General features: G+C 68.0%; 18 protein-coding genes. 10 read left to right on the forward strand and 8 right to left on the reverse strand.

Going from position 1 to position 22,967, the window contains the following annotated elements:
- Positions 1-58: 58 nt before the first annotated feature.
- Positions 59-625 carry a dihydrofolate reductase family protein gene (locus tag OG623_RS17185; protein WP_406147483.1) on the forward strand — a complete coding sequence of 189 codons (567 nt, stop codon included), beginning with the start codon at positions 59-61 and terminating at the stop codon, positions 623-625.
- Between the two features lie 27 nt (positions 626-652).
- On the opposite strand, the gene dnaB is transcribed toward OG623_RS17185, so the two are convergent.
- A complete protein-coding gene (gene dnaB / locus OG623_RS17190; RefSeq protein ID WP_406151866.1) occupies positions 653-2,110 on the reverse strand; it encodes a replicative DNA helicase in 1,458 nt (485 codons plus the stop codon).
- Positions 2,111-2,586: 476 nt separating this feature from the next.
- Here dnaB and OG623_RS17195 point away from each other — a divergent pair, with 476 nt between their 5' ends.
- Positions 2,587-3,924: an MATE family efflux transporter gene (locus tag OG623_RS17195; RefSeq protein WP_406147484.1), complete on the forward strand. Its 1,338-nt coding sequence runs from the start codon at positions 2,587-2,589 to the stop codon at positions 3,922-3,924.
- A gap of 129 nt (positions 3,925-4,053) precedes the next feature.
- Here OG623_RS17195 and rplI read toward each other — a convergent pair whose 3' ends face one another.
- The 4 genes from rplI to rpsF all read right to left on the reverse strand — a co-directional run bounded on the left by rplI (position 4,054) and on the right by rpsF (position 5,781).
- On the reverse strand, positions 4,054-4,500 hold the full coding sequence (rplI, locus tag OG623_RS17200) for a 50S ribosomal protein L9 (RefSeq protein WP_362886356.1): 447 nt from the start codon (positions 4,498-4,500) through the stop codon (positions 4,054-4,056).
- A gap of 18 nt (positions 4,501-4,518) precedes the next feature.
- Complete coding sequence (gene rpsR / locus OG623_RS17205) at positions 4,519-4,755, reverse strand: 30S ribosomal protein S18 (protein ID WP_003967857.1); 237 nt, start codon at positions 4,753-4,755, stop codon at positions 4,519-4,521.
- 43 nt (positions 4,756-4,798) lie between these two features.
- The gene (locus tag OG623_RS17210; RefSeq protein WP_406147485.1) at positions 4,799-5,419 is read right to left on the reverse strand and encodes a single-stranded DNA-binding protein; all 621 of its coding nucleotides are present in this window, start codon (positions 5,417-5,419) and stop codon (positions 4,799-4,801) included.
- 71 nt (positions 5,420-5,490) lie between these two features.
- Complete coding sequence (gene rpsF, locus OG623_RS17215) at positions 5,491-5,781, reverse strand: 30S ribosomal protein S6 (protein WP_280887590.1); 291 nt, start codon at positions 5,779-5,781, stop codon at positions 5,491-5,493.
- A gap of 285 nt (positions 5,782-6,066) precedes the next feature.
- Here rpsF and OG623_RS17220 point away from each other — a divergent pair, with 285 nt between their 5' ends.
- The 3 genes from OG623_RS17220 (at position 6,067) to OG623_RS17230 (ending at position 8,778) form a co-directional block, all read left to right on the forward strand.
- Complete coding sequence (locus OG623_RS17220; protein WP_406147486.1) at positions 6,067-6,420, forward strand: hypothetical protein; 354 nt, start codon at positions 6,067-6,069, stop codon at positions 6,418-6,420.
- Between the two features lie 138 nt (positions 6,421-6,558).
- Complete coding sequence (locus OG623_RS17225) at positions 6,559-7,677, forward strand: lipid II:glycine glycyltransferase FemX (RefSeq protein WP_406147488.1); 1,119 nt, start codon at positions 6,559-6,561, stop codon at positions 7,675-7,677.
- A 69-nt stretch (positions 7,678-7,746) separates the two neighbouring features.
- The gene (locus OG623_RS17230) at positions 7,747-8,778 is read left to right on the forward strand and encodes an alanine racemase (RefSeq protein WP_406147489.1); all 1,032 of its coding nucleotides are present in this window, start codon (positions 7,747-7,749) and stop codon (positions 8,776-8,778) included.
- A 16-nt stretch (positions 8,779-8,794) separates the two neighbouring features.
- Here the strand turns inward: OG623_RS17230 and OG623_RS17235 are convergent, their stop codons facing one another.
- Positions 8,795-10,300, reverse strand: a complete 1,506-nt coding sequence (locus OG623_RS17235) for a glycosyltransferase family 87 protein (protein ID WP_406147490.1) — start codon at positions 10,298-10,300, stop codon at positions 8,795-8,797.
- Positions 10,301-10,427: 127 nt separating this feature from the next.
- Positions 10,428-13,106: a transglycosylase domain-containing protein gene (locus tag OG623_RS17240; protein ID WP_406147492.1), complete on the reverse strand. Its 2,679-nt coding sequence runs from the start codon at positions 13,104-13,106 to the stop codon at positions 10,428-10,430.
- Positions 13,107-13,492: 386 nt separating this feature from the next.
- Between OG623_RS17240 and OG623_RS17245 the strand changes: the two genes are divergently transcribed.
- The 3 genes from OG623_RS17245 to OG623_RS17255 all read left to right on the forward strand — a co-directional run bounded on the left by OG623_RS17245 (position 13,493) and on the right by OG623_RS17255 (position 16,721).
- Positions 13,493-14,194 carry a helix-turn-helix transcriptional regulator gene (locus tag OG623_RS17245; RefSeq protein ID WP_406147494.1) on the forward strand — a complete coding sequence of 234 codons (702 nt, stop codon included), beginning with the start codon at positions 13,493-13,495 and terminating at the stop codon, positions 14,192-14,194.
- A 62-nt stretch (positions 14,195-14,256) separates the two neighbouring features.
- Entirely contained in the window at positions 14,257-15,339 is a 1,083-nt protein-coding gene (locus OG623_RS17250) for an inositol-3-phosphate synthase (RefSeq protein ID WP_406147495.1), read from the forward strand.
- Between the two features lie 92 nt (positions 15,340-15,431).
- Positions 15,432-16,721 carry an MFS transporter gene (locus tag OG623_RS17255; protein WP_406147496.1) on the forward strand — a complete coding sequence of 430 codons (1,290 nt, stop codon included), beginning with the start codon at positions 15,432-15,434 and terminating at the stop codon, positions 16,719-16,721.
- A gap of 102 nt (positions 16,722-16,823) precedes the next feature.
- On the opposite strand, the gene OG623_RS17260 is transcribed toward OG623_RS17255, so the two are convergent.
- Positions 16,824-18,266: a CCA tRNA nucleotidyltransferase gene (locus OG623_RS17260; RefSeq protein WP_406147498.1), complete on the reverse strand. Its 1,443-nt coding sequence runs from the start codon at positions 18,264-18,266 to the stop codon at positions 16,824-16,826.
- Between the two features lie 182 nt (positions 18,267-18,448).
- Between OG623_RS17260 and OG623_RS17265 the strand changes: the two genes are divergently transcribed.
- Together OG623_RS17265 and murJ are read left to right on the forward strand one after the other, a co-directional pair.
- Positions 18,449-20,746, forward strand: a complete 2,298-nt coding sequence (locus OG623_RS17265) for a DUF6049 family protein (RefSeq protein WP_406147499.1) — start codon at positions 18,449-18,451, stop codon at positions 20,744-20,746.
- A gap of 49 nt (positions 20,747-20,795) precedes the next feature.
- Positions 20,796-22,955, forward strand: a complete 2,160-nt coding sequence (murJ, locus tag OG623_RS17270; protein WP_406147500.1) for a murein biosynthesis integral membrane protein MurJ — start codon at positions 20,796-20,798, stop codon at positions 22,953-22,955.
- Positions 22,956-22,967: the final 12 nt, after the last annotated feature.

Genomic DNA, 22,967 nt, shown 5'->3' on the forward strand with positions numbered 1-22,967 from the left:
TGAGTTCCCCGCGCCACGCTGGTCTGTACCCGGACACCCACGGACGGAAGGCTCGGCCATGCGGAAACTGATCTACGGCATGAACCTGACCCTGGACGGCTACGTCACCGCGGCCGGCGACGACATCGGCTGGAGCGGACCGCCGAGCGACGAGCTGTTCCAGTGGTGGCTCGACCAGGAGCGGGCGAGCGGGCTGTCGCTGTACGGGCGCAAGCTGTGGGAGACGATGAGCTCCTACTGGCCGACCGGCGACCAGCAGCCCGGCGCCACCCCGGCGGAGATCGAGTTCGCGCGGAACTGGCGGGACACACCGAAGGTGGTGTTCTCCTCGACGATCGACGAGGTCGGCTGGAACACCCGCCTGGTCACCGGCGACGCCATCGCCGAGATCACCCGGCTCAAGGCCGAGGACGGCGACCCGATGAACATCGGCGGCGCCACGCTCGCCGGGGCGGCCATGCGCGCCGGACTGATCGACGAGTACGTGATCGCCTCCCATCCGGTCCTGGTGGGCGGCGGCACGCCGTTCTTCACCGCGCTGGACAACTGGGTGGACCTGAACCTGGTGGAAACCCGGACGTTTCCCGGCGGCGTGGTCCTGACCAGGCACGAGACAAGGCGCTGAGCAGCAGCGTCCACGAGACCGCCCGCCTCAGGTCTGGGCCATGTCCACGAAGCGGGAGTAGTGACCCTGGAACGCCACGGTGATCGTCGCCGTCGGACCGTTACGGTGCTTCGCCACGATCAGGTCCGCCTCGCCCGCGCGCGGGGACTCCTTCTCGTACGCGTCCTCGCGGTGCAGCAGGATCACCATGTCGGCGTCCTGCTCGATGGAGCCGGACTCACGCAGGTCGGAGACCATCGGCTTCTTGTCCGTGCGCTGTTCGGGTCCACGGTTCAGCTGGGACAGAGCGATGACGGGAAGCTCCAGCTCCTTGGCGAGCAGCTTGAGGTTTCGGGACATGTCCGAGACCTCCTGCTGCCTGCTCTCCGCCCGCTTCGCCCCGCCGGACTGCATCAGCTGCAGATAGTCGATGACCACGAGCTTGAGGTCGTTCCGCTGCTTGAGCCGACGGCACTTCGCCCGGATCTCCATCATCGAGAGGTTCGGCGAATCGTCGATGTACAGCGGCGCGGCCGATACATCAGGCATCCGACGGGCCAGTCGCGTCCAGTCCTCGTCGGTCATGGTCCCCGAGCGCATGTGGTGCAGGGCCACCCTGGCCTCGGCCGACAGCAGACGCATCGCGATCTCGTTGCGCCCCATCTCCAGGGAGAAGATCACGCTCGGCAGATTGCTCTTGATCGAGCAGGCCCGGGCGAAGTCCAGGGCGAGCGTGGACTTACCCATGGCGGGGCGGGCCGCGATGACGACCATCTGGCCGGGGTGCAGGCCGTTGGTCAAGGCGTCGAGGTCCGTGAACCCCGTCGGTACACCGGTCATCTCGCCGCTGCGGGAACCGATCGCCTCGATCTCGTCGAGAGCGCCCTCCATGATGTCGCCCAGCGGCAGATAGTCCTCGCTGGTGCGCTGCTCCGTGACGGCGTAGATCTCGGCCTGGGCGGAGTTGACGATCTCGTCGACGTCGCCGTCGGCGGCGTATCCCATCTGAGTGATCTTCGTCCCGGCCTCCACGAGGCGCCTGAGCACGGCCCGCTCGTGGACGATCTCCGCGTAGTACGAGGCGTTGGCGGCGGTCGGCACGGACTGCACCAGCGTGTGCAGATACGGGGCGCCACCGACCTTGGTGATCTCGCCCCGCTTGACCAGCTCGGCCGCCACCGTGATCGGGTCGGCCGGCTCACCCTTGGCGTAGAGGTCGAGGATCGCCGTGTAGACGGTTTCATGGGCCGGGCGGTAGAAGTCATGGCCCTTGATGATCTCCACGACGTCCGCGATGGCGTCCTTGGAGAGCAGCATGCCGCCGAGGACGGACTGCTCGGCGTCGAGGTCCTGCGGGGGCACCCTCTCGAACCCGGACGACCCGCCGTCCCAGCCGCTCTCCCGGCCCCGCTCGTGCTGCTCGTCGCGCCCCTTGCCGTCTCCGCGGCGCTGACGGGATACGGGCAGACGGTCGCCGGGACCGACATCGGTCCAGGGATCGTCCAAAGGCTCGGGAATGCTCACCGGGCCACCTCCTCCCGTCCGCTTCGCGGACCTAGCCGTGCCACTCTTTCTTACGGCACGGCACCGACAAACAAGACGCCCGACTCCGGTTCCGGCGCGTCAAGTTCTGCGGTCTTCCATGCCGGAACGGAGTGCGGGCGCCGCCCCACGGTAGGCCGGTCCGCACCGTCAGCCAATCTGGTTATCCACAGGGCATGTGGACGACGGACCAGATGCTGTGGAGAACCCTTCCGTTCCTGTGCACGGACCGGGGGACAGCACTGTGGACAAACTCATAAGCGAACTCAGAAGGGGCCACTGACCTGGCATTTCTCCATCCACCGGCTGTGGGGGAGAAAAACTTTTGCCCTGAGCTCAAGATCACCGGAATCGACTCCCCGGCGAACCGGGCAACCCACACCTGGTAAGGACCACAGATCGATTGCATCTCTTACCTGTGGAAGATTAGATTGGCGTCCATGACCAAGGCGCACACGGCACAGGCACCCTCCCGCCGTCGGCATGACCGCGAGATCATCTCACTCGCCGTTCCGGCCTTCGGCGCGCTGGTCGCCGAGCCCCTCTTCGTCATGGTCGACAGTGCCATCGTCGGCCATCTGGGCACCCCGCAACTGGCGGGCCTGGCCGTCGCCGCCGCCCTGCTGACGACCGCGGTGAGCATCTTCGTCTTCCTCGCCTACGCCACCACAGCCGCGGTCGCCCGCCAGGTCGGCGCGGGAGATCTGTCCTCCGCCATCCGGCAGGGCATGGACGGTATCTGGCTCGCCCTGCTGATCGGTGCCGCCGTCGTCGTCGCCGCGCTCCCCCTCGCACCGTGGCTGGTCGACATCTTCGGGGCGTCCGACACCGCGGCACCCTACGCCACCACGTATCTGCGGATCTCCAGCCTCGGTATCCCCGCCATGCTCGTGGTGCTCGCGGCGACGGGTGTACTGCGGGGACTGCAGGACACCCGGACACCGCTCTATGTCGCCATCGGCGGATTCGCGGCCAACGGCGTCCTCAACGCCGTCCTGGTCTACGGCGCCGGGCTGGGGATCGCGGGATCCGCATGGGGGACCGTCATCGCCCAGGTAGGCATGGCGCTCGTCTATCTGTTCGTCGTGGTGCGCGGGGCACGTCGGCACGGGGCATCGCTGCGCCCTGATGCCGCCGGCATCCGAGCCAGCGCCCAGGCAGGCGTACCCCTGCTGATCCGTACGCTCTCGCTCAGGGCCGTGCTGATGATCGCCACAGCCGTCGCCGCCCGCCTGGGCGACACGGATGTCGCCGCGCACCAGATCATCCTGTCCCTCTGGAGCCTTACGGCCTTCGCACTGGACGCCATCGCCATCGCCGGGCAGGCCATCATCGGCCGCTATCTGGGCGCGAACGACGCCAAGGGCGCCCGGGAGGCCTGCCGCCGGATGGTTCAGTGGGGGCTGGCCTCGGGGGTGGTACTCGGAGCGGTCATCATCCTCGCCAGACCGCTCTTCGTCCCGCTGTTCACGGGCGACACGTCCGTCAAGGACACTCTGCTGCCGGCGCTGCTGGTCGTGGCACTCTCCCAGCCGATCTGCGGTGTGGTCTACGTGCTCGACGGTGTGCTCATGGGGGCGGGGGACGGCCGCTATCTCGCCTGGGCCATGGTCCTGACCCTGGCTGTCTTCGCCCCGGTCGCGCTGCTCGTCCCCAGCTGGGGAGGAGGCCTCACCGCCCTCTGGGCGGCGATGGCGCTGATGATGACCGTCCGGCTGGTGACGCTGTGGGCGCGCACGCGGTCCGGCCGCTGGATCGTGACCGGAGCTACGCGCTGAAGAAGCACGCCCGGGGGACCCTCGGTTTCACGTGAAACAACGAGGGGCGCGCAGCAAAGAGATACGACGAAGGGCCGCACCCAGAGGGTGCGGCCCTTCACCTAGCTCTCAGAGAACTGAGCTGTGCCCTTAGGCGGAGACGACCTCGATACCGAGCTTCGCCGCAACCTCGGGGTGCAGGCGGACGGACACCTGGTGTCCGCCCAGCGTCTTGATCGGCGAGCCGAGCTCGACGCGACGCTTGTCGACGTCCGGACCACCGGCGGACTTGATCGCCGAGGCGATGTCAGCCGGGGTGATGGAGCCGAAGAGGCGGCCGGCGTCGCCGGAGCGAACAGCCAGACGGACCTTCACGGCCTCGAGCTTGGCCTTGATCTCGTTGGCCTGCTCGATCGTCGCGATCTCGTGGATCTTGCGGGCGCGGCGGATCTGCGCCACGTCCTTCTCGCCACCCTTGGTCCAGCGAATGGCGAAGCCACGCGGAACCAGGTAGTTGCGGGCGTACCCGTCCTTGACGTCCACGACGTCGCCGGCGGCACCGAGGCCAGTGACCTCGTGGGTGAGGATGATCTTCATGATTCGGTCACCCTTCCCTTATCGCGCGGTGGACGTGTAGGGCAGCAGCGCCATCTCACGGCTGTTCTTGACTGCCGTGGCGACGTCACGCTGGTGCTGCGTGCAGTTGCCGGTGACGCGGCGGGCACGGATCTTGCCGCGGTCGGAAATGAACTTCCGCAGCATGTTCGTGTCCTTGTAGTCCACGTACTGGGTCTTGTCCTTGCAGAAAGCGCAGACCTTCTTCTTAGGCTTGCGCACAGGCGGCTTCGCCATGGTGTTTCTCCTGTGTGATCAAGAAGTGGGGGTACGAGCAGCCCTAGAAGGGAGGCTCGTCCGAGTAGCCGCCGCCGGAAGAGCCGCCGGAGCCGCCGGAGCTTCCGCCCCAGCCACCCCCGCCGCCCTGCTGGCCCCCGCCCTGCTGGCCGCCGGCCGGAGCGTTGGTCGCCCACGGGTCGTCGGCGGGAGCACCGCCGCCGCCCTGCTGGCCACCGCCACCGGGACCGCCGCCCCAGTTGCCGCCACCCTGCTGGCCGCCGCCGTATCCACCCTGACCGCCGCCCTGGCCACCGCGACCCGTGGTCTTGGTGACCTTGGCCGTGGCGTTCTTCAGGCTGGGGCCGACTTCTTCGACGTCCAGCTCGTAGACCGTGCGCTTGACGCCCTCACGGTCCTCGTAGGACCGCTGCTTCAGCCGGCCCTGCACGACGACGCGCATGCCTCGCGTAAGCGACTCCGCGACGTTCTCCGCCGCCTGACGCCAGACCGAGCAGGTGAGGAACAGGCCTTCGCCGTCCTTCCACTCATTGGTCTGCCGGTCGAAGATGCGGGGAGTGGACGCGACACGGAACTTCGCGACCGCCGCACCGGACGGGGTGAAGCGCAGCTCGGGGTCGTCGACGAGATTGCCGACGACCGTGATGACGGTCTCGCCTGCCATGGGTGAACCTCTCGGCGGGGATTGCTTCTGGCTGCTTGCTACTCGAACCCGATGACCGCTGAGCTAGATGCTCAGTGGGTCTCGGGACGGAGGACCTTGGTCCGGAGGACCGACTCGTTCAGGTTCATCTGTCGGTCGAGCTCCTTGACGACCGCAGGCTCGGCCTGCAGGTCGATGACCGAGTAGATGCCCTCGGGCTTCTTCTTGATCTCGTAAGAGAGACGACGACGGCCCCAGGTGTCGACCTTCTCGACCTTTCCGCTGCCCTCACGGACGACGGAGAGGAAGTTCTCGATCAACGGGGAGACTGCTCGCTCCTCGAGATCGGGGTCGAGGATGACCATCACCTCGTAGTGACGCATGTGGAACCCACCTCCTTTGGACTCAGCGGCCACGGTCGTTCCGTGGCAGGAGGGTCGTGATGCGTGAGCAACAGTGTCTCCGAGTAAAACAGCCGCCACTGACAACGCCCGTCTTCGGATTCGACGGGGGTCGCAGCGCTGGCTGGAGGCAGACACCGGTGCAGACCGTACAGAGTACCCGCAGACCACCTTCCGGTTGAAATCCGGTGTTCAGGGCGCACAATCGAGTCAGACGCGGTGTGAGAGGCACGACATTGCGCCGCCCTTCCCGCCAGGAGGTGCTCCATGGCACAGACCATCCGGCCCGCAGGCAGCCGTCCGTCTTCCCGGACGGCCACCCCCCGTCCGGCCACCGGTTCTCTCTTCGCAACGGACGGCAGGCCGCATCCGCTCCAGGAAACACTGATGGTGGTGGCCGGGGTACTCGGCGTGCTCGCCTTCGTGACGGCGATGTTCCACAACCTGCACCTGATCAGCTCGTGGGCGGGTCTCGTCGGCATCCTGACCGGTGCTTACGGCCAGTACATCTCCAGGACCACCTGGCAGCGGTTCGCCTTCATCATGAGCATCGGCTCGTCCGGCGTCGGTTTCCTCCTCGGCATGGCGCACGGCGGCCTCTTCGGCGGCGTGATCACCTGACCGGCAGAGCCGTGGCGCGGGCGGCACCCGGCCCGGTCCCGACGGGGCCGGGCCGGGTGCGCCTCGGCCACAGTAGGCTTCGGCGCGAGAGCCGGAGCCCCTGACCGATGGGGACACACCTGCCGAGGAGCGCCCCGCATGAGCCTGACCCTGAGGACCATCAGCCGAGAGCAGCATCTGGCGTACATCCAGAATCTGCCCTCGGCCAGTCACTGCCAGGTCCCGGCGTGGGCTGATGTGAAAACCGAGTGGCGCTCGGAGAACCTGGGATGGTTCGACAAGAGCGGTGAGATGGTCGGCGCCGGGCTCGTGCTCTACCGCCAGCTGCCCAAGATCAAGCGCTATCTGGCCTACCTCCCCGAGGGGCCGGTCATCAACTGGTACGCGCCGAATCTGGACGAGTGGCTCCAGCCGATGCTCGCCCACCTGAAGCAGCAGGGCGCCTTCTCGGTGAAGATGGGCCCTCCCGTGGTCATCCGCCGCTGGGACTCGCCCGCCATCAAGTCGGGCATCCAGGACCCCGATGTGAAGCGGCTGCGCGACGTCGAGGCCAGCCACATCGAGCCTCGCGCCTTCGAGGTCTCGGACCGGCTGCGGAAGATGGGCTGGCAGCAGGGCGAGGACGGCGGCGCCGGCTTCGGTGACGTCCAGCCCCGCTACGTCTTCCAGGTGCCGCTGGCCAACCGCTCGCTCGAAGACGTACTCAAGGGCTTCAACCAGCTCTGGCGGCGCAACATCAAGAAGGCCGACAAGGCCGGTGTGGAAGTGGTCCAGGGCGGCTACGAGGACCTCGCCGAATGGCAGCGGCTGTACGAGATCACCGCCGTGCGCGACCACTTCCGGCCACGCCCCCTCTCGTACTTCCAGCGCATGTGGTCGGTGCTCAACTCCGAGGACCCCAACCGCATGCGGCTGTACTTCGCCCGGCACAACGGCGTGAACCTGTCGGCCGCCACGATGCTGGTCGTCGGTGGGCACGTCTGGTACTCCTACGGCGCTTCGGACAACATCGGCCGTGAGGTCCGCCCCTCCAACGCCATGCAGTGGCGGATGCTCCGCGACTCCTACGCGATGGGCGCGACCGTCTACGACCTGCGCGGCATCAGCGACTCGCTGGACGAGACCGACCACCTCTTCGGCCTCATCCAGTTCAAGGTCGGCACCGGCGGCGAGGCCGTCGAATACATCGGCGAATGGGACTTCCCCCTCAACAAGCTGCTGCACAAGGCACTCGACATGTACATGTCGCGCCGCTGAGGGCTCCCTCCACCAGCCACTACGCTCTCTCACTCACACCGCAGCCACCAGAAAGGTTCCGGGCCGGCCATGGCGCTCTCCCTCTACGTCGACACCGCGCGCTGGCGGGCGCACCAGAAGTCAGTGCTGGACCAGTTCCCCGGTCTTGTCCCGGTCTGCAAGGGCAACGGCTACGGGTTCGGGCACGAGCGCCTGGCCGACGAGGCGATCCGCTTCGGGTCCGACACCCTCGCGGTCGGGACCACGTACGAGGCCGCCCGCATCAAGGACTGGTTCAGCGGCGACCTGCTGGTCCTCACGCCCTTCCGCCGGGGCGAGGAGCCGGTGCCGCTGCCCGACCGCGTCATCCGCTCCGTCTCCTCCGTGGACGGCGTGCACGCCCTGGTGGGCGCGCGGGTGGTCATCGAGTGCATGAGCTCGATGAAGCGCCACGGCGTGAAGGAGGAGGAGCTCGGCCAGCTGCACGCGGCCATCGAGGACGTACGTCTCGAAGGTTTCGCACTGCACCTGCCGCTCGACCGCACCGACGGGTCGGACGCGGTCGAGGAGGTCATCGCCTGGATGGACCGGCTGCGCGCCGCCCGCCTCCCGCTGCACACGATGTTCGTCAGCCATCTGCGGGCCGAGGAGCTGGCCCGACTGCGGCAGCAGTTCCCGCAGACCCTCTTCCGCGCACGCATCGGCACCCGGCTCTGGCTCGGCGACGACGAGGCGACGGAGTACCGCGGCGCGGTGCTCGACGTCACGCGCGTGGCCAAGGGGGACCGCTTCGGCTACCGCCAGCAGAAGGCCGCGTCCGACGGCTGGCTCGTGGTCGTCGCCGGCGGTACCTCCCACGGTGTCGGCCTCGAGGCGCCGAAGGCCCTGCACGGGATGATGCCGCGTGCCAAGGGCGTCGCGCGCGCCGGGCTCGCCACGGTCAACCGCAATCTGTCGCCGTTCGTCTGGGCGGGCAAGCAGCGCTGGTTCGCCGAGCCGCCGCACATGCAGGTGTCGATCCTCTTCGTGCCGTCGGACTCCCAGGAGCCGAGGGTCGGCGACGAACTGGTGGCCCACCTGCGCCACACCACCACCCAGTTCGACCGCCTCGTGGACCGGTAGACCGAACCGCCCGTACTCAGTCGGAGGCCGCTCGTCCCTCGGTGCCCCACTCCACCCGCGGTCCCTCGACCGCGGGTGCCGCGTGCCGGCCGGGATGGGCCTGGACCTGCAGGAGTGCCGTGCCGTCCCGCGCCCCGTCGAGCACCCCGCCCGAAGGATCGTCGGACCCGTCGCGCCGTACGGGGTCCCGCTCCGGCCTCAGGATGTCCCTGACGACCAGGGCGCACAGGTAGAGCGTTCCCGCCAGATGCAGGACGATCGCGACCTGATAGCCCTCCTGCGGCAGCCCCTGGTGCTTGTCGCCGCTGGTGGTGTACGCGAGGTAGAACCAGATCCCCAGGAAGTACATGACCTCGCAGGCCTGCCAGATCAGGAAGTCCCGCCAGCGAGGCCTGGCCAGCGCGGCCAGCGGGATCAGCCAGAGCACGTACTGCGGTGAGTAGACCTTGTTCGTCAGGATGAACGCGGCCACCACGAGGAACGCCAGCTGGGCGAAGCGTGGCCGGTGCCGGGCGGTCAGTGCCAGACCGGCGATCCCCGCGCACAGCACGACCATCAGCAGGACCGAGGCCGTGTTCACCGTGGACACGTCGATGGGCCGGCCGGTGCGCTGGGTGATGAGCAGCCAGAACGAGCCGTAGTCGATCTGCCGTTCCTGGCTGAACGTGTAGAACTTCTTCCACCCCTCCGGGGCGTACAGCATCACCGGCAGGTTCACCACCAGCCAGGCGGCCGCCGCGCCGAAGACCGCCGAGCCGTACTCCCGCCACTTGCCGGCCCGCCAGCACAGCACCAGAAGGGGCCCGAGAAGCAGCACGGGGTAGAGCTTGGCGGCGGTCGCGAGACCGATGAGGATGCCGAACGCGAGATTCCTGCCGCGCGACCACATGAGCATCGCCGCCGCCGTCAGCGCGACGGCGAGCAGATCCCAGTTGATCGTCGCGGTGAGCGCGAGCGCGGGGGCGAGCGCGACCAGCAGCCCGTCCCAGGGGCGCCGCCGGTGCGTACGGGCGACGCACACCGCGAGGATCACGGCGCAGACCAGCAGCATGCCCGCGTTGACCATCCAGTACATCTGCTCGCGCTGCTGCGCGGGGTCCGAGGACGGGGTCAACGTCAGCCAGGACGCGACCTGCATGAAGAGGCCGGTCAGCACGGGGTACTCGAGGTACGACATGTCGCCGCTCAGCCGGTCGACGTACGGCACGAGGCCGTCGGCGAAACCGCGCCCGACGTAGAGATGCGGGATGTCGGAGTAGCACGCGTGCGTGTACTGCGAACTGGTGCCGCGGAACCACGCCCAGTCGTAGCAGGGGATCTTCTGCACCATGCCGAGTGCGAACATCCCGATGGCCACGAGCGCGATGACACGCACCGGTGTGAGCGGTCCCGTCCCGAACCGCGCCCAGCGGCCCACGGGCCCGCCGATCAGCTCGCTGCCCGCCGCGGCGATCTCGTCCTGCCGCGTGGGCGGTACGACGGACGGCTCCTTGTGCACGTTCGTGTCTTCTGCGCTTGGCATGCCGCACATCCTGCCGTACGGCGCTGTGTGCGGGCGTGGCCCAGGCCCGGGACACACGGAAGGGCCGTCGGCACCTGGCAGGTGCCGACGGCCCTTCTGAAGCGCGCTGACGCCGCTCCTGGTGCGGTCAGCCGCCGCCCCAGATTCCGCCGCGACCGCCCTCGCTCGTCCCGTCGGTCGTTCCGTCGGTCGTCCCGTCGGTGGTTCCGCTGTCCGCCCCGCCGTCGGCCCCCGCGTCCGTACCGCCGTCGGAGGACCCGTCCGTGGTTCCTTCGTCGTCGTTGCCGCTGGTGGTCCCGCCGTTCTGGTTGTTCTTGCACTCCCAGTCGAGCGGCGCGCACGTTGTGTCCGGGGAGGGCGACGGAGTCGTCGCGCTGGGGGACGGCTCGTCGGGCTCCTTGCTGGACTCCGAAGGCGAAGGCGACGGGCTGCTCGGCGACGGGCTCGGGCTGGACGCGCCACCGCCGTAGAGCGTGTCGCCGATCGGTTCCGGCTTCGGGAAGCTGACGACCTTCATGCCCTTCACCGCGTCGGTCATGTAGTCGTGCCAGATCTGCGCCGGGAACGAGGCACCGTGGATGGATGTCTCACCACCCGTCCCGTACATCTCCAGGAACTCGCGGTTCTTCGTCTTCTCGTCGTCGTCCATCCGGAACATGCTGACGGCCGTCGAGACCTGCGGGGTGTAGCCGACGAACCAGGCCGACTTGTTGCCGTCCGTGGTACCCGTCTTTCCGGCCACATCACGTCCCGGGATCTGCGCGGGAGTACCGGTCCCGTTCTCGACGACGTTCTTCAGCACATCGGTGACGTTGTCCGCGACGGCACTGGGGAACGCGTTCTTGCTCACCGTGTCGTGCTGGTAGATGATCTCGCCCTTGTGCTTGACCTCGGAGACCGAGAAGGGCTCCCGCTGCTTGCCGCTGGTGGCGAAGGTGGAGTACGCGCCGGCCATCCTGATGGCGCTGGGCGACGACGTCCCGATGGAGAACGAGGGGACGGTCGAGTTCGCCATGTAGTCGTCGTCACGCAGCCCCGCCGCGACGGCGGCCTCCTTCACCTTGTCGGTGCCGACGTCCATACCGAGCTGGACGTACGGGGAGTTGGCGGACTCCTGCATGGCATGCCGGAGGGTGATATCTCCGTAGTCGTGGTCTCCGTCGTTGGTCTGGAGCCACTCCTTGCCTTCCTCGTTCTGCCAGACCGTGCCGTCGTACTTGTTGATCTTCAGCTTGTTGTCACCGTTGTAGACGCTCTTCGGCGAGACGGGCGTGCGCTCCGACTCGCCCTGCTGCTCGCCGCCCTCGGGATCACGTTTCCCGTACTCCATGGCTGCGGCCAGCACGAACGGCTTGAACGTCGAACCGACCTGCGCACCGGTCGCGTCGGCGTTGTTGGTGTAGTGCTTCGTCGCGTCCTGACCGCCGTACGTGGCGAGGATGGCACCCGTCTTGGTGTCCACCGACGCGCCGCCGAACTGGACGTGCGTGTCCTTGTCGGGACGCGCCTTCGGGTCGATCTTGGCCTTGTACACCTTGTTGACGGACTTCTCGAGCTGGATGACCTTCTTACGGTCGAAGGTCGTGTGGATCTCGTAGCCGCCCCTGGCCAGTTCCTTCTCGGTGACGCCTTCCTTGTTGTTCGCAAGGAAGTACTTCGTGGCCAGCTCGACCAGGTATCCGGTCTGGCCCCCCAGCTTGGCGTCCTTCTTCAGCTGCTTCGGCATGGGGAACTCTTTGAACGTCGCGCGCTTGGCCGCGCTCAGCCGGCCGTCCTTGACCTCCTCGTCGAGGATCCAGCTCCAGCGCTTCTTCGCCCGGGCCGTGTTCGCCTCGGGCGTGGCCGTGGAGATGACGTCCTGCGCCCCCGCGGGGTCGTAGAAGCTCGCGCCCTTGAGCAGCGTCGCCAGGAAGGCGCACTCGCTCTCGTCCAGGTCACCGGCGTCCTTGCCGTAGTACGCACGTGCCGCGGCCTGAAGGCCCGAAGCACCCCGGCCGTAGTAGGAGACGTTGAGGTACCCCGCCATGACGTCGTCCTTCGACACCTGCTCACCGACCTTGAGCGTGATGAAGAGTTCCTTGACCTTCCGGCTCAGGGTCTGTTCCTGGGACAACATGGAGTTCTTCACGTACTGCTGGGTGATCGTCGATCCGCCCTGGGTGTCACCACCCTTCGCCATGTTGTAGAAGGCGCGGGCGATACCCATCGGGTCGATGCCCTGGTCGGTCTCGAACGACTTGTTCTCGGCCGAGATGACGGCGTTCCGCATCGCCTTGGGGATCTGGGCGTAGTCGAGCTCCTGACGGTTGGCCGAACCTCCCGTGGCAACCATCTGTGTGTCGTCGGCCCAGTAGTAGACGTTGTTCTGTGCGGTGGCGTCGATGTTGGGCTTCGGAGGCACCACCAGCGCGTACGCGATGCTGGCCGCACCCATCAGCAGGCCCAGGAAGCCCAGACACAGTCCGGAGACCAGCTTCCACGACGGAACCCAGCGGCGGAACCCGTACTTGCCGGCCCGTGGGTAGTCGATGAAGCGCTTCTTGCCCGAGGCCTCGCGTCCCCGGCCACGGCCTTCGCCGGGTCCTCTTCGCCTGCCACCACCGCCACCGCCACCGCGCTGCGCGGCCCGACGGGCCTCGGCGCGGCCGCCGTACGACGCGTCCCCGTCGTGCGCTTCGGACGGTGATGACGTTGTGGCTCTGCGTGATGCGTCGGAACGGCGGCCGCCGGACTGCTGGGCGGCTCGTCTGGCCGCTGCGCGACCCCCACCTTGCGGTTGCGGCGCTTTACGACGGTGCTCGCTCATCGAACGACTACTCCTCGGGCAGGCGAGAGCGCCTGGAAGCGGCAGTTGAGATCCGGTCCCCCCGAATTGCGGACAAGCCCTGCGGAAGGCTCACCCGCAGTACATCCGGCAGTCCGCGATAACTGACGCGCGGCGGCGTCTCACGGTTCCCGGTGGTCTGCATGCCGCACAGACTACGCACGGTCAAAAACCTCCGGAGACCGAACTTCACCCCAAATTACGCAAGTCACTCCCTATGAATCCGGGATGTGACGCCGCTCACGGACCTCCCCCTTGTCGAACATCACGAGTCGATCTATCGTGCTGATGTATCGACTCGATACATCAGCACGGCATACGGTGGGTCCAGCGGCCCGCGGAAGCACCGGACGGAGGAGGAGGCGAAGGTGAGCAGACGCTCCGGCATCCTCGAATTCGCCGTACTCGGTCTGCTCCGTGAGTCCCCCATGCACGGGTACGAGCTGCGCAAGCGGCTCAACACATCGCTGGGGATCTTCCGCGCCTTCAGCTACGGCACGCTCTACCCCTGCCTCAAGACACTGGTGGCCAGCGGCTGGTTGATCGAGGAGCCGGGGAGCGTTCCGGCTCTGCCGCCCGCCACGGGCCGCGGGGTCGCCCCCGCGTCGTCCCTGTCCGGGCGCCGAGCCAAGATCGTCTACCGGCTGACGGCAGAAGGTAAGGAGCACTTCGAGGAGCTGCTCTCGCACACCGGTCCTGACTCCTGGGAGGACGAGCACTTCGCTGCTCGTTTCGCCTTCTTCGGGCAGACGGAACGCGACGTGCGGATGCGTGTGCTCGAAGGACGCCGCAGCAGGCTGGAGGAGCGCCTCGAGAAGATGCGCGCCTCTCTCGCCCGCACCCGCGAGCGGCTCGACGACTACACGCTCGAACTGCAGCGGCACGGCATGGAGTCCGTGGAGCGCGAGGTGCGCTGGCTGAACGAGCTCATCGAGAGCGAGCGGTCGGGGCGGGATCAGCGACGATCCTCGCCCGACGGCTCCACTCAGCACGACACATCAGGAGAGACGGGCGGCCTGCCCCGGCACCGGGACGACACCCGGCCGGATCCGTCCGACGACACCAAGTGATATCCCCGGGGACCCGCAAGGCGTGGTCGGGGAACACCGAGAACACACAGGGAGCAATCGGCATGGGTTCGGTTCGCGTAGCCATCGTCGGCGTGGGCAACTGCGCCGCCTCGCTGGTGCAGGGCGTCGAGTACTACAAGGACGCCGATCCGGCCGGCAAGGTGCCCGGCCTGATGCACGTTCAGTTCGGCGACTACCACGTGAGTGACGTCGAGTTCGTCGCCGCCTTCGACGTCGACGCGAAGAAGGTCGGCCTCGACCTCGCGGACGCCATCGGCGCCAGTGAGAACAACACCATCAAGATCGCCGACGTGCAGAGCACCGGTGTGACCGTCCAGCGCGGCCACACCCACGACGGTCTGGGCAAGTACTACCGCGAGACGATCGAGGAGTCGGCGGACGCCCCCGTCGACATCGTCCAGGTCCTCAAGGACAAGCAGGTCGACGTCCTCGTCTGCTACCTGCCCGTCGGCTCCGAAGTGGCTGCGAAGTTCTACGCGCAGTGCGCCATCGACGCCAAGGTCGCTTTCGTCAACGCTCTCCCGGTGTTCATCGCCGGCACCAAGGAGTGGGCCGACAAGTTCACCGAGGCCGGTGTCCCGATCGTCGGCGACGACATCAAGTCCCAGGTGGGCGCCACCATCACGCACCGCGTGATGGCGAAGCTCTTCGAGGACCGGGGCGTCATCCTGGACCGCACGATGCAGCTGAACGTCGGCGGCAACATGGACTTCAAGAACATGCTCGAGCGTGAGCGCCTGGAGTCCAAGAAGATCTCGAAGACGCAGGCCGTCACCTCGCAGATCCGCGACCGTGAACTCGGCTCGGACAACGTCCACATCGGCCCCTCGGACTACGTGGCCTGGCTGGACGACCGCAAGTGGGCGTACGTGCGCCTCGAGGGCCGTGCCTTCGGTGACGTCCCGCTGAACCTGGAGTACAAGCTGGAGGTCTGGGACTCCCCGAACTCCGCCGGTGTCATCATCGACGCCGTGCGCGCCGCGAAGATCGCCAAGGACCGCGGCATCGGTGGCCCGATCCTCTCGGCTTCCTCGTACTTCATGAAGTCCCCGCCGGTCCAGTACTTCGACGACGAGGCCCGCGAGAACGTCGAGAAGTTCATCAACGGCGACGTCGAGCGCTGACCCGACGGTCACCGCTTCACCGTTGCTTCTCCACGTGGGGGGTCTCCGGGCAATCCGCCCGGAGACCCCCCACATGTGTGACCCTTGCACACATGCCAGTCGTGCGTGATCTGGGCGCCCTCCTGCGCCTTCGGAACTTCCGTCGCCTGCTCGCCGTACGACTCCTCTCCCAGTCGGCCGACGGCGTCTACCAGGTCGCGCTCGCCACCTACGTCGTCTTCTCGCCGGAGAACCAGGCGACGCCGGGGGCCATCGCCTCCGCCATGGCCGTGCTGCTGCTCCCGTACTCGCTGATCGGCCCCTTCGCGGGAGTCCTGCTCGACCGCTGGCCCCGCCGCCAGGTCTTCCTCTACGGCAACCTGCTGCGTGCCGCGCTGGCCTGCTGCACGGCCCTGCTGCTCCTGAGCGCCGTTCCGGACTGGCTCTTCTACGTCTCGGCCCTCTGTGTCACCGCGGTGAACCGCTTCGTGCTGGCCGGGCTGTCCGCCGCGCTGCCCCGTGTCGTCGAGACCGAGCAGCTCGTCCTCGCCAACTCCCTCTCCCCGACGGCCGGAACGCTGGCCGCCACCGCCGGCGGAGGTCTCGCCCTGGCCATCCGGCTACTGACGGACGGATCCGACGCCGCCGTGGTCCTGCTGGGCGCGGTGCTCTACCTGCTGTCGGCCCTTGTCGCCATGACCTTGCCCCGCGCGCTTCTCGGCCCGGATCCGAATCTGCACCATGTGCCGTTGCGGGAGGCCATCACCACGACCGCACGCGGTCTGGTCGCGGGGTTGCGCCATCTGGCCGAGCGAAGGGACGCGGCGCACGCGCTCGCGGCCATAACGGTGCTCCGCTTCTGCTACGGAGCGCTCACGGTGACGGTGCTGATGCTGTGTCGCTACGCCTGGGCGGACGGCGAGTCCGACGGTCTGGCTCTCCTCGGCCTCGCGCTCGGCACATCGGCCGCGGGGTACTTCGTCGCCGCCGTCATGACTCCATGGGCGGTCGGGCGCTTCGGGCGCTACGGCTGGCTGGCCGGCTGCGCGGGAGCGGCCGCCGTCCTGGAGCCCGCCCTGGGGCTCCCGTTCACCCCTGGCCCGATGTTGGTGGCGGCCTTCGTTCTGGGGCTCGTGACCCAGGGGGCGAAGATCGCGACGGACACCGAGGTGCAGACATCCGTGGACGACGCCTATCGAGGCCGGGTCTTCTCGCTCTATGACGTGCTGTTCAACGTCGCCTTCGTCGCGGCGGCCGGCATGTCCGCGCTCGCGCTGCCTCCTGACGGTCGGTCCGTCGTCGTGGTCGTCACCGTGGCGGTGCTCTACGCCATCGTCTCGCTGGCCATGCTTCGGCGGCGGCGCGTCAGCATCGCACTCCAGCACGCCCGCACCAACGAATGAGGGGCGTTGTTTCACGTGAAACAACGCCGCTCACCCACCGCGCCGGATCACCCTCGGCGCACTGCTGTGTTTCACGTGAAACGTGAGCTGTGAAACACAGCCTCAGTTCTGTGTGGCCCACCAGTCCTTGAGGGCGGCGACCGCGGCATCGCGCGCCATCGGACCGTTCTCCAGCCGCAGCTCCAGCAGGAACGCGTACGCCTTGCCGATCACCGGGCCGGGGCCCACGTCCAGGATCCGCATGATCTCGTTGCCGTCCAGGTCGGGCCGGATCGCTTCCAGCTCCTCCTGCTCCTGCAGTTGCGCGATGCGCTCCTCAAGCCCGTCGTACGTACGCGACAGGGCATTCGCCTTGCGCTTGTTCCGAGTCGTGCAGTCGGAGCGCGTCAGCTTGTGCAGCCGGTCCAGCAGAGGCCCGGCATCCCGCACATACCTGCGCACCGCGGAGTCGGTCCATTCGCCGTCGCCGTAGCCATGGAAGCGCAGATGCAGCTCCACCAGCCGTGAGACGTCCTTGACCATGTCGTTGGAGTACTTGAGCTCGGTCATCCGCTTCTTGGTCATCTTGGCCCCCACCACTTCGTGATGGTGGAACGAGACACGGCCGTCCTTCTCGAAGCGCCGCGTCCTCGGCTTCCCGATGTCATGCAGCAGGGCCGCGAGGCGCAGCACGAGGTCCGGGCCGTCCTCCTCCAGATCGATGGCCTGCTCCAGGACCGTCAGGGAGTGCTCGTAGACGTCCTTGTGCCGGTGATGCTCGTCACTTTCCAGACGCAGGGCGGGGAGCTCGGGCAGCACATGGCCGGCCAGACCCGTGTCCACGAGAAGCCCCAGCCCCTTGCGGGGGTGTTCGGAGAGCAGCAGCTTGTTGAGTTCCTCACGGACCCTCTCGGCCGAGACGATCTCGATACGTCCCGCCATATCCGTCATGGCCTTGACGACATCGGCAGCGACTTCGAAGTCCAGCTGCGCCGAGAAACGTGCGGCGCGCAGCATGCGCAGCGGATCGTCGGAGAAGGACGCCTCGGGTGTGCCCGGGGTCCGCAGTACACGCTGAGCCAGGTCGTCGAGGCCGCCGTGCGGGTCGATGAACTCCTTCTGCGGCAGGGCGACCGCCATGGCGTTGACCGTGAAGTCACGGCGCACGAGGTCGTCCTCGATCGAGTCGCCGTAGGAGACCTCGGGCTTGCGCGAGGTCCTGTCGTACGCCTCCGAGCGGTAGGTCGTCACCTCGACCTGGTACCCGCCCTTCTGCGAGCCGACGGTGCCGAACGCGATCCCGACCTCCCAGACCGAGTCGGCCCAGGGGCGCACGATCTTCAGTACGTCCTCGGGGCGGGCGTCGGTCGTGAAGTCCAGGTCGTTTCCGAGCCTGCCGAGCAACGCGTCGCGGACCGACCCGCCTACCAGGGCAAGGCTGTATCCGGCCTCCTGGAATCGGAGGGCCAGGTCATCGGCGACGGGGGACACCCGCAGCAGTTCACTGACCGCGCGGTGCTGCACCTGACTCAGTGCACGGGGGCTGTCTTCGTTGGCGTTCGGCACAACAGAAAAGGGTACGTGCACCGACCGGCCCGGGCGTCATCGTTTGTCGCGGCCCTGCGAGACTCTCTCGATCATGTAAGTCCGGTGCCTGGCACTCAGGCCTCGGGCGCATCGTTACCATGCGGGGACGCAGAGACCGGCAAGGCCGGCACCAGCCGACGACGAATGAGGGACGGGTACGCGTGGCCGAGGCGGCAGACATTCAGGGGATGAATCCCTCCCCTGCCCGCCGGTGGCTCCGGCGCACGGCCTCCTTGATCGTCGGGGCACCGCTGATCGCCGGCCTTCTGGCCGGCCCGGCGGCGCCTTCCGCTCAGGCCGAGGGGACCACGAAGGCCCCGACCGGATCGAGCACCGTCGATGTGTCCCTGGACACGCTCGCCCCCGGCGCACCGGTGAAGGGCGACACACTCACCATCTCCGGCACGCTGACCAACAGGGGCAAGAAGACGGTCACGGACGCGGAGGTCGACCTGCGCGTCGGGCCGACGCTGTCCGGCAGGGGGGCGGTCGACCAGGCCGCCGAACGCACCGGGTACCTGCCCGGCAGCGACCCCGCGAAGCTCGGCGGCTCGTACACGCTGAAGGTCCCCGAGCTCGCCTCCGGCGTCAGCCAGGACTTCACCCTCGCCGTTCCGGTGGACAAGCTGGACCTGGGCGCCGAGGGCGTCTACCAGCTCGGGGTGTCCCTCACGGGCCGGACCACCGACTATGCCTATGACCAGGTGCTCGGTATCCAGCGGACCTTCCTGCCGTGGCAGCCGGAGGACACCGACAGCAGGACCAAGCTCACCTTCCTCTGGCCGCTGATCGCCTCGGCTCATGTCACCGCCGAGACCGGCTCCGACGAGCAGCAGACCCCCGTGTTCGCCGATGACGATCTGGCTCAGGAACTCGCTCCCGGCGGCCGGCTGGAACAGCTGGTCTCCTTGGGCCGACAGCTCCCCGTCACCTGGGTGATCGACCCTGATCTGCTGGCGTCCGTCGATGCGATGACCAAGAACTACCAGGTCAAGGTCGGGGACAGCACGGTCGCGGGTACCAACCAGGCCATCGCCAAGCAGTGGCTCACGGCTCTGCAGGCGGCCGTGAAGGACGGCACGGTGGTGGCTCTGCCCTTCGCCGACCCCGACCTCGCGTCCATCGCCCACCGCGGGAAGAACGTCTCGGGTGCCCTCAGCCACCTCCAGACGGCGACCGAGGTCGCCGGCACGACGGTGGAGACCGTCCTCCATGTGAAGCCGGACACCGACTTCGCGTGGCCGGTCGACGGTGCGATCGACCCCTCGGTCGTCGACGTCGCCACCTCGGCCGGAGCTCACAAGGTGATCGCCCGCAGCGACAGCCTCGACGAGACCGGCGGGCTTCCCTACACACCGACTTCGGCGCGGCCGATCGGTGGCGGCACCACCGCCGTCGTCGCCGACTACCGGCTCTCCACCGCGTTCACCGGCGACATGTCCAAGGCGGGTGCCTCCACCCTCGCCGTCCAGAAGTTCCTGGCCCAGACGCTGGCAGTGACGGAGCAGGCGCCCGACAACGAGCGCAGCATCGTCGTCGCCCCGCAGCGGACTCCCACCGCCGCCCAGGCACAGAGCATGGCGCGCGCCCTGCAGGCCCTCACCGCCGAGCACTGGACCCAGGCCGTCGATCTGCCCGCGGCAGCCGATGAGAAGCCCGACGAACAGGCCACCACGAAGGTGCCCTCGGCCTCCCAGTACCCGAAGAAGCTGCGACGCCAGGAGCTGCCCACCCAGGCGTTCCAGGACATCAGGACGACACAGGACTCGCTCAACAGCTTCCAGGTGATCCTCACTCAGCCCGACCGGGTGGTGACCCCCTTCGGGAACGCGGTCAACCGCGCCGTGTCGACGTCATGGCGCGGCAGGCCTCTGGAGGCACAGCGCTACCGTGACGAGGTCCGCACCTATCTGAAGGGCCTCACCACCGAGGTCCAGCTGATCACCAAGTCGGATGTCACCCTGTCGGGGCGCAGCGCGACGATCCCCGTGACCGTGCAGAACAAGCTGGTCCAGGGCGTCGATCACCTCGTCCTGCGTCTCACGTCGGGCAACTCCACCCGGCTCAAGCTCAACGACGGCGGAGCGGTCGCCGAACAGCCCGTCGAGATCGCGGGCGGCCACAGCCAGTCCGTGAAATTCGACGCCTCGGCCAATGCCAACGGACAGGCGCAGGTCACGGCGCGGCTCTTCACCGCGGACGGTGTGCCCTACGGCGAACCGATGACGTTCACGGTGAAGGTCTCGGAAGTCACTCCGACAGTGCTCCTGGTGATCGCGGGCGGACTGCTGCTCCTGGTCCTGGCGGGCATCAGGATGTACACCCACCGCAAGCGCACCGCCGCGGGCGGCGAGGTGGAGAACAACGGCGGTGAACCCGAGCAGCCGAGTGACCCGACGCCGGACACCGGTCCGGAAAGCGGCAACCCATCGGGCCCGGGTGAGAAAGTGGACCGTTGAGCGATGTCTGTCGGGGCCTGTCGGCCGGGGACAATGAGGTGGGGTTTCGATGAACGCGCCGTACGACGGTGACCGCGCGCAGGGCGCGGGCGGAGCTGGGTCTTCCAGCGGTCCGCCGGTGCCACCGGGCGCCGGCGAGAACGGGGAGGCACCCGACCCCTACCTGCAGCACGCGTACGACCACGACCCGTACCGTGCCCAGGACCTCGCCGCGCAGGATCCGGTGGCCGAGGCGCTCTACGACCGCGCCTCACATCCGCCACCGCCGCCGGGCACCTATCAGGAGCCAGGAGCCCTCTACCAGCAGCCTCCGGCCACCCAGTACGCCCCCGACCCCCGCATCTGGGCCCAGACGCCGCCTCCCGAGCCCGCAGGCCCCTCCCGGCACCTTCCCTACGGGGACAACGCCGCGACCACCCAGTACGTAGGCGTGGACGACCTGGTCACCCAGGCCTCCGGCGACCGCGAGGAGCAGGACGCCTTCGCGCACCTCTTCCGCGACCAGGAGGGCTCCGGCCGGCCTTCCGGTCCCCCCGCCGAGCCCGACGCGGCTCCGGCCCCGGTCCCTCCGAAGTCCGGCGGCCGGGGCGCGGGAATACTGAAGTCCAGTGCGCTGATGGCCGCCGGCACCCTGGTGTCACGGCTCACCGGCTTCGTCCGCAGCCTCGTGATCACCGCGGCGCTGGGCGCGGCGCTGCTCGGCGACAGCTTCACCATCGCCTACACCCTGCCGACGATGATCTACATCCTGACCGTGGGCGGCGGACTCAACTCGGTCTTCGTCCCTCAGCTCGTCCGCTCCATGAAGGACGACGAGGACGGGGGCGAGGCGTACGCCAACCGGCTGCTGACGCTGGTCATGGTGGCGCTCGGCGCCATCGTCGCGATCGCGGTGTTCGCGGCGCCGCAGCTGGTGCACCTCATGTCGCGCACGATCGCGAACGATCCGGCGGCGGACACGGTGGCCGTCACCTTCGCCCGCTACTGCCTGCCGACCATCTTCTTCATGGGCGTCCATGTGGTGATGGGGCAGATCCTCAACGCCCGCGGCAGGTTCGGCGCGATGATGTGGACCCCGGTCCTCAACAACATCGTCATGATCTTCACCTTCGGCCTGTTCATCTGGGTCTACGGCACCTCGGCCGAATCCCGGATGGGCGTGGAGACGATCCCGCCGGAGGGCGTGCGGCTCCTGGGCATCGGCACACTGCTCGGCCTGGTGGTCCAGGCGCTGGCCATGATCCCGTACCTCCGCGAGGCCGGCTTCCGCTTCCGCCCCCGCTTCGACTGGCGGGGTCATGGACTCGGGAAGACGATCAAGCTGGCCAAGTGGACGGTGCTGTTCGTCCTGGCCAACCAGGCAGGCGTCCTGGTCGTCACCCAGCTGGCGACATCGGCGGGCAAGCTGGCGGGCAAGGACGGCTCGGGCTTCCTCGCCTACTCCAACGCCCAGCTGATCTGGGGCATGCCGCAGGCCATCATCACCGTGTCCGTCATGGCGGCCCTGCTGCCCCGTATCTCCCGCGCCGCCCATGACAACGACCCCGGGGCCGTCCGCGACGACATCTCGCAGGGTCTGCGCAACTCGGCGGTGGCCATCGTGCCGGTCGCCTTCATCTTCCTGGCGCTCGGCCTGCCGATGTGCACCCTGCTCTACGCGTCGAGCGGCACCGAGGCCGCACGGTCGATGGGCTTCATCCTGATGGCGTTCGGGCTCGGCCTCATCCCGTACTCCGTGCAGTACGTCGTGCTCCGCGGCTTCTACGCGTACGAGGACACCCGCACCCCGTTCTACAACACGGTCATCGTCGCCGCGGTCAACGCTGCGGCCGCCGCCCTCTGCTACGTGATTCTTCCGGCCCAGTGGGCAGTCGTAGGAATGGCAGCCTCCTACGGGCTGGCCTACGCGGTCGGCGTCGGTATCGCCTGGCGCCGCCTGAGCAACCGGCTCGGAGGCGACCTCGACGGCGCCCGTGTGGTGCGCACCTACGCCCGTCTCTGTCTGGCCGCGATCCCCGCGGCCGTGGTCGGCGGCGGGCTGGGCTTCGTTCTCCTCAAGGCACTCGGCGAAGGCGCCGGCGGGTCCGTGGTGGCACTGGTGTGTGGCAGCGTCGCCCTGCTGGGTGTCTTCTTCGTCGCCGCGAAGAAGATGCGTATCGAGGAGCTCAACGGCATGGTCGGCATGGTCCGTGGTCGCCTCGGACGCTGATACACGATCCGG

The organism is Streptomyces sp. NBC_01012 (assembly GCF_045162755.1).
Lineage (GTDB): Bacteria > Actinomycetota > Actinomycetes > Streptomycetales > Streptomycetaceae > Streptomyces.

What these genes read in the sequence shown, in the direction of transcription:
- OG623_RS17185 (WP_406147483.1), top strand. Translation starts at nt 59, where the DNA reads ATGCGGAAACTGATCTACGGCATGAACCTGACCCTGGACGGCTACGTC.
- OG623_RS17195 (WP_406147484.1), top strand. Translation starts at nt 2,587, where the DNA reads ATGACCAAGGCGCACACGGCACAGGCACCCTCCCGCCGTCGGCATGAC.
- rplI (WP_362886356.1), bottom strand. Translation starts at nt 4,500, where the DNA reads ATGAAGATCATCCTCACCCACGAGGTCACTGGCCTCGGTGCCGCCGGC.
- rpsR (WP_003967857.1), bottom strand. Translation starts at nt 4,755, where the DNA reads ATGGCGAAGCCGCCTGTGCGCAAGCCTAAGAAGAAGGTCTGCGCTTTC.
- OG623_RS17210 (WP_406147485.1), bottom strand. Translation starts at nt 5,419, where the DNA reads ATGGCAGGCGAGACCGTCATCACGGTCGTCGGCAATCTCGTCGACGAC.
- rpsF (WP_280887590.1), bottom strand. Translation starts at nt 5,781, where the DNA reads ATGCGTCACTACGAGGTGATGGTCATCCTCGACCCCGATCTCGAGGAG.
- OG623_RS17220 (WP_406147486.1), top strand. Translation starts at nt 6,067, where the DNA reads ATGGCACAGACCATCCGGCCCGCAGGCAGCCGTCCGTCTTCCCGGACG.
- OG623_RS17225 (WP_406147488.1), top strand. Translation starts at nt 6,559, where the DNA reads ATGAGCCTGACCCTGAGGACCATCAGCCGAGAGCAGCATCTGGCGTAC.
- OG623_RS17230 (WP_406147489.1), top strand. Translation starts at nt 7,747, where the DNA reads ATGGCGCTCTCCCTCTACGTCGACACCGCGCGCTGGCGGGCGCACCAG.
- OG623_RS17235 (WP_406147490.1), bottom strand. Translation starts at nt 10,300, where the DNA reads ATGCCAAGCGCAGAAGACACGAACGTGCACAAGGAGCCGTCCGTCGTA.
- OG623_RS17240 (WP_406147492.1), bottom strand. Translation starts at nt 13,106, where the DNA reads ATGAGCGAGCACCGTCGTAAAGCGCCGCAACCGCAAGGTGGGGGTCGC.
- OG623_RS17250 (WP_406147495.1), top strand. Translation starts at nt 14,257, where the DNA reads ATGGGTTCGGTTCGCGTAGCCATCGTCGGCGTGGGCAACTGCGCCGCC.
- OG623_RS17255 (WP_406147496.1), top strand. Translation starts at nt 15,432, where the DNA reads ATGCCAGTCGTGCGTGATCTGGGCGCCCTCCTGCGCCTTCGGAACTTC.
- murJ (WP_406147500.1), top strand. Translation starts at nt 20,796, where the DNA reads ATGAACGCGCCGTACGACGGTGACCGCGCGCAGGGCGCGGGCGGAGCT.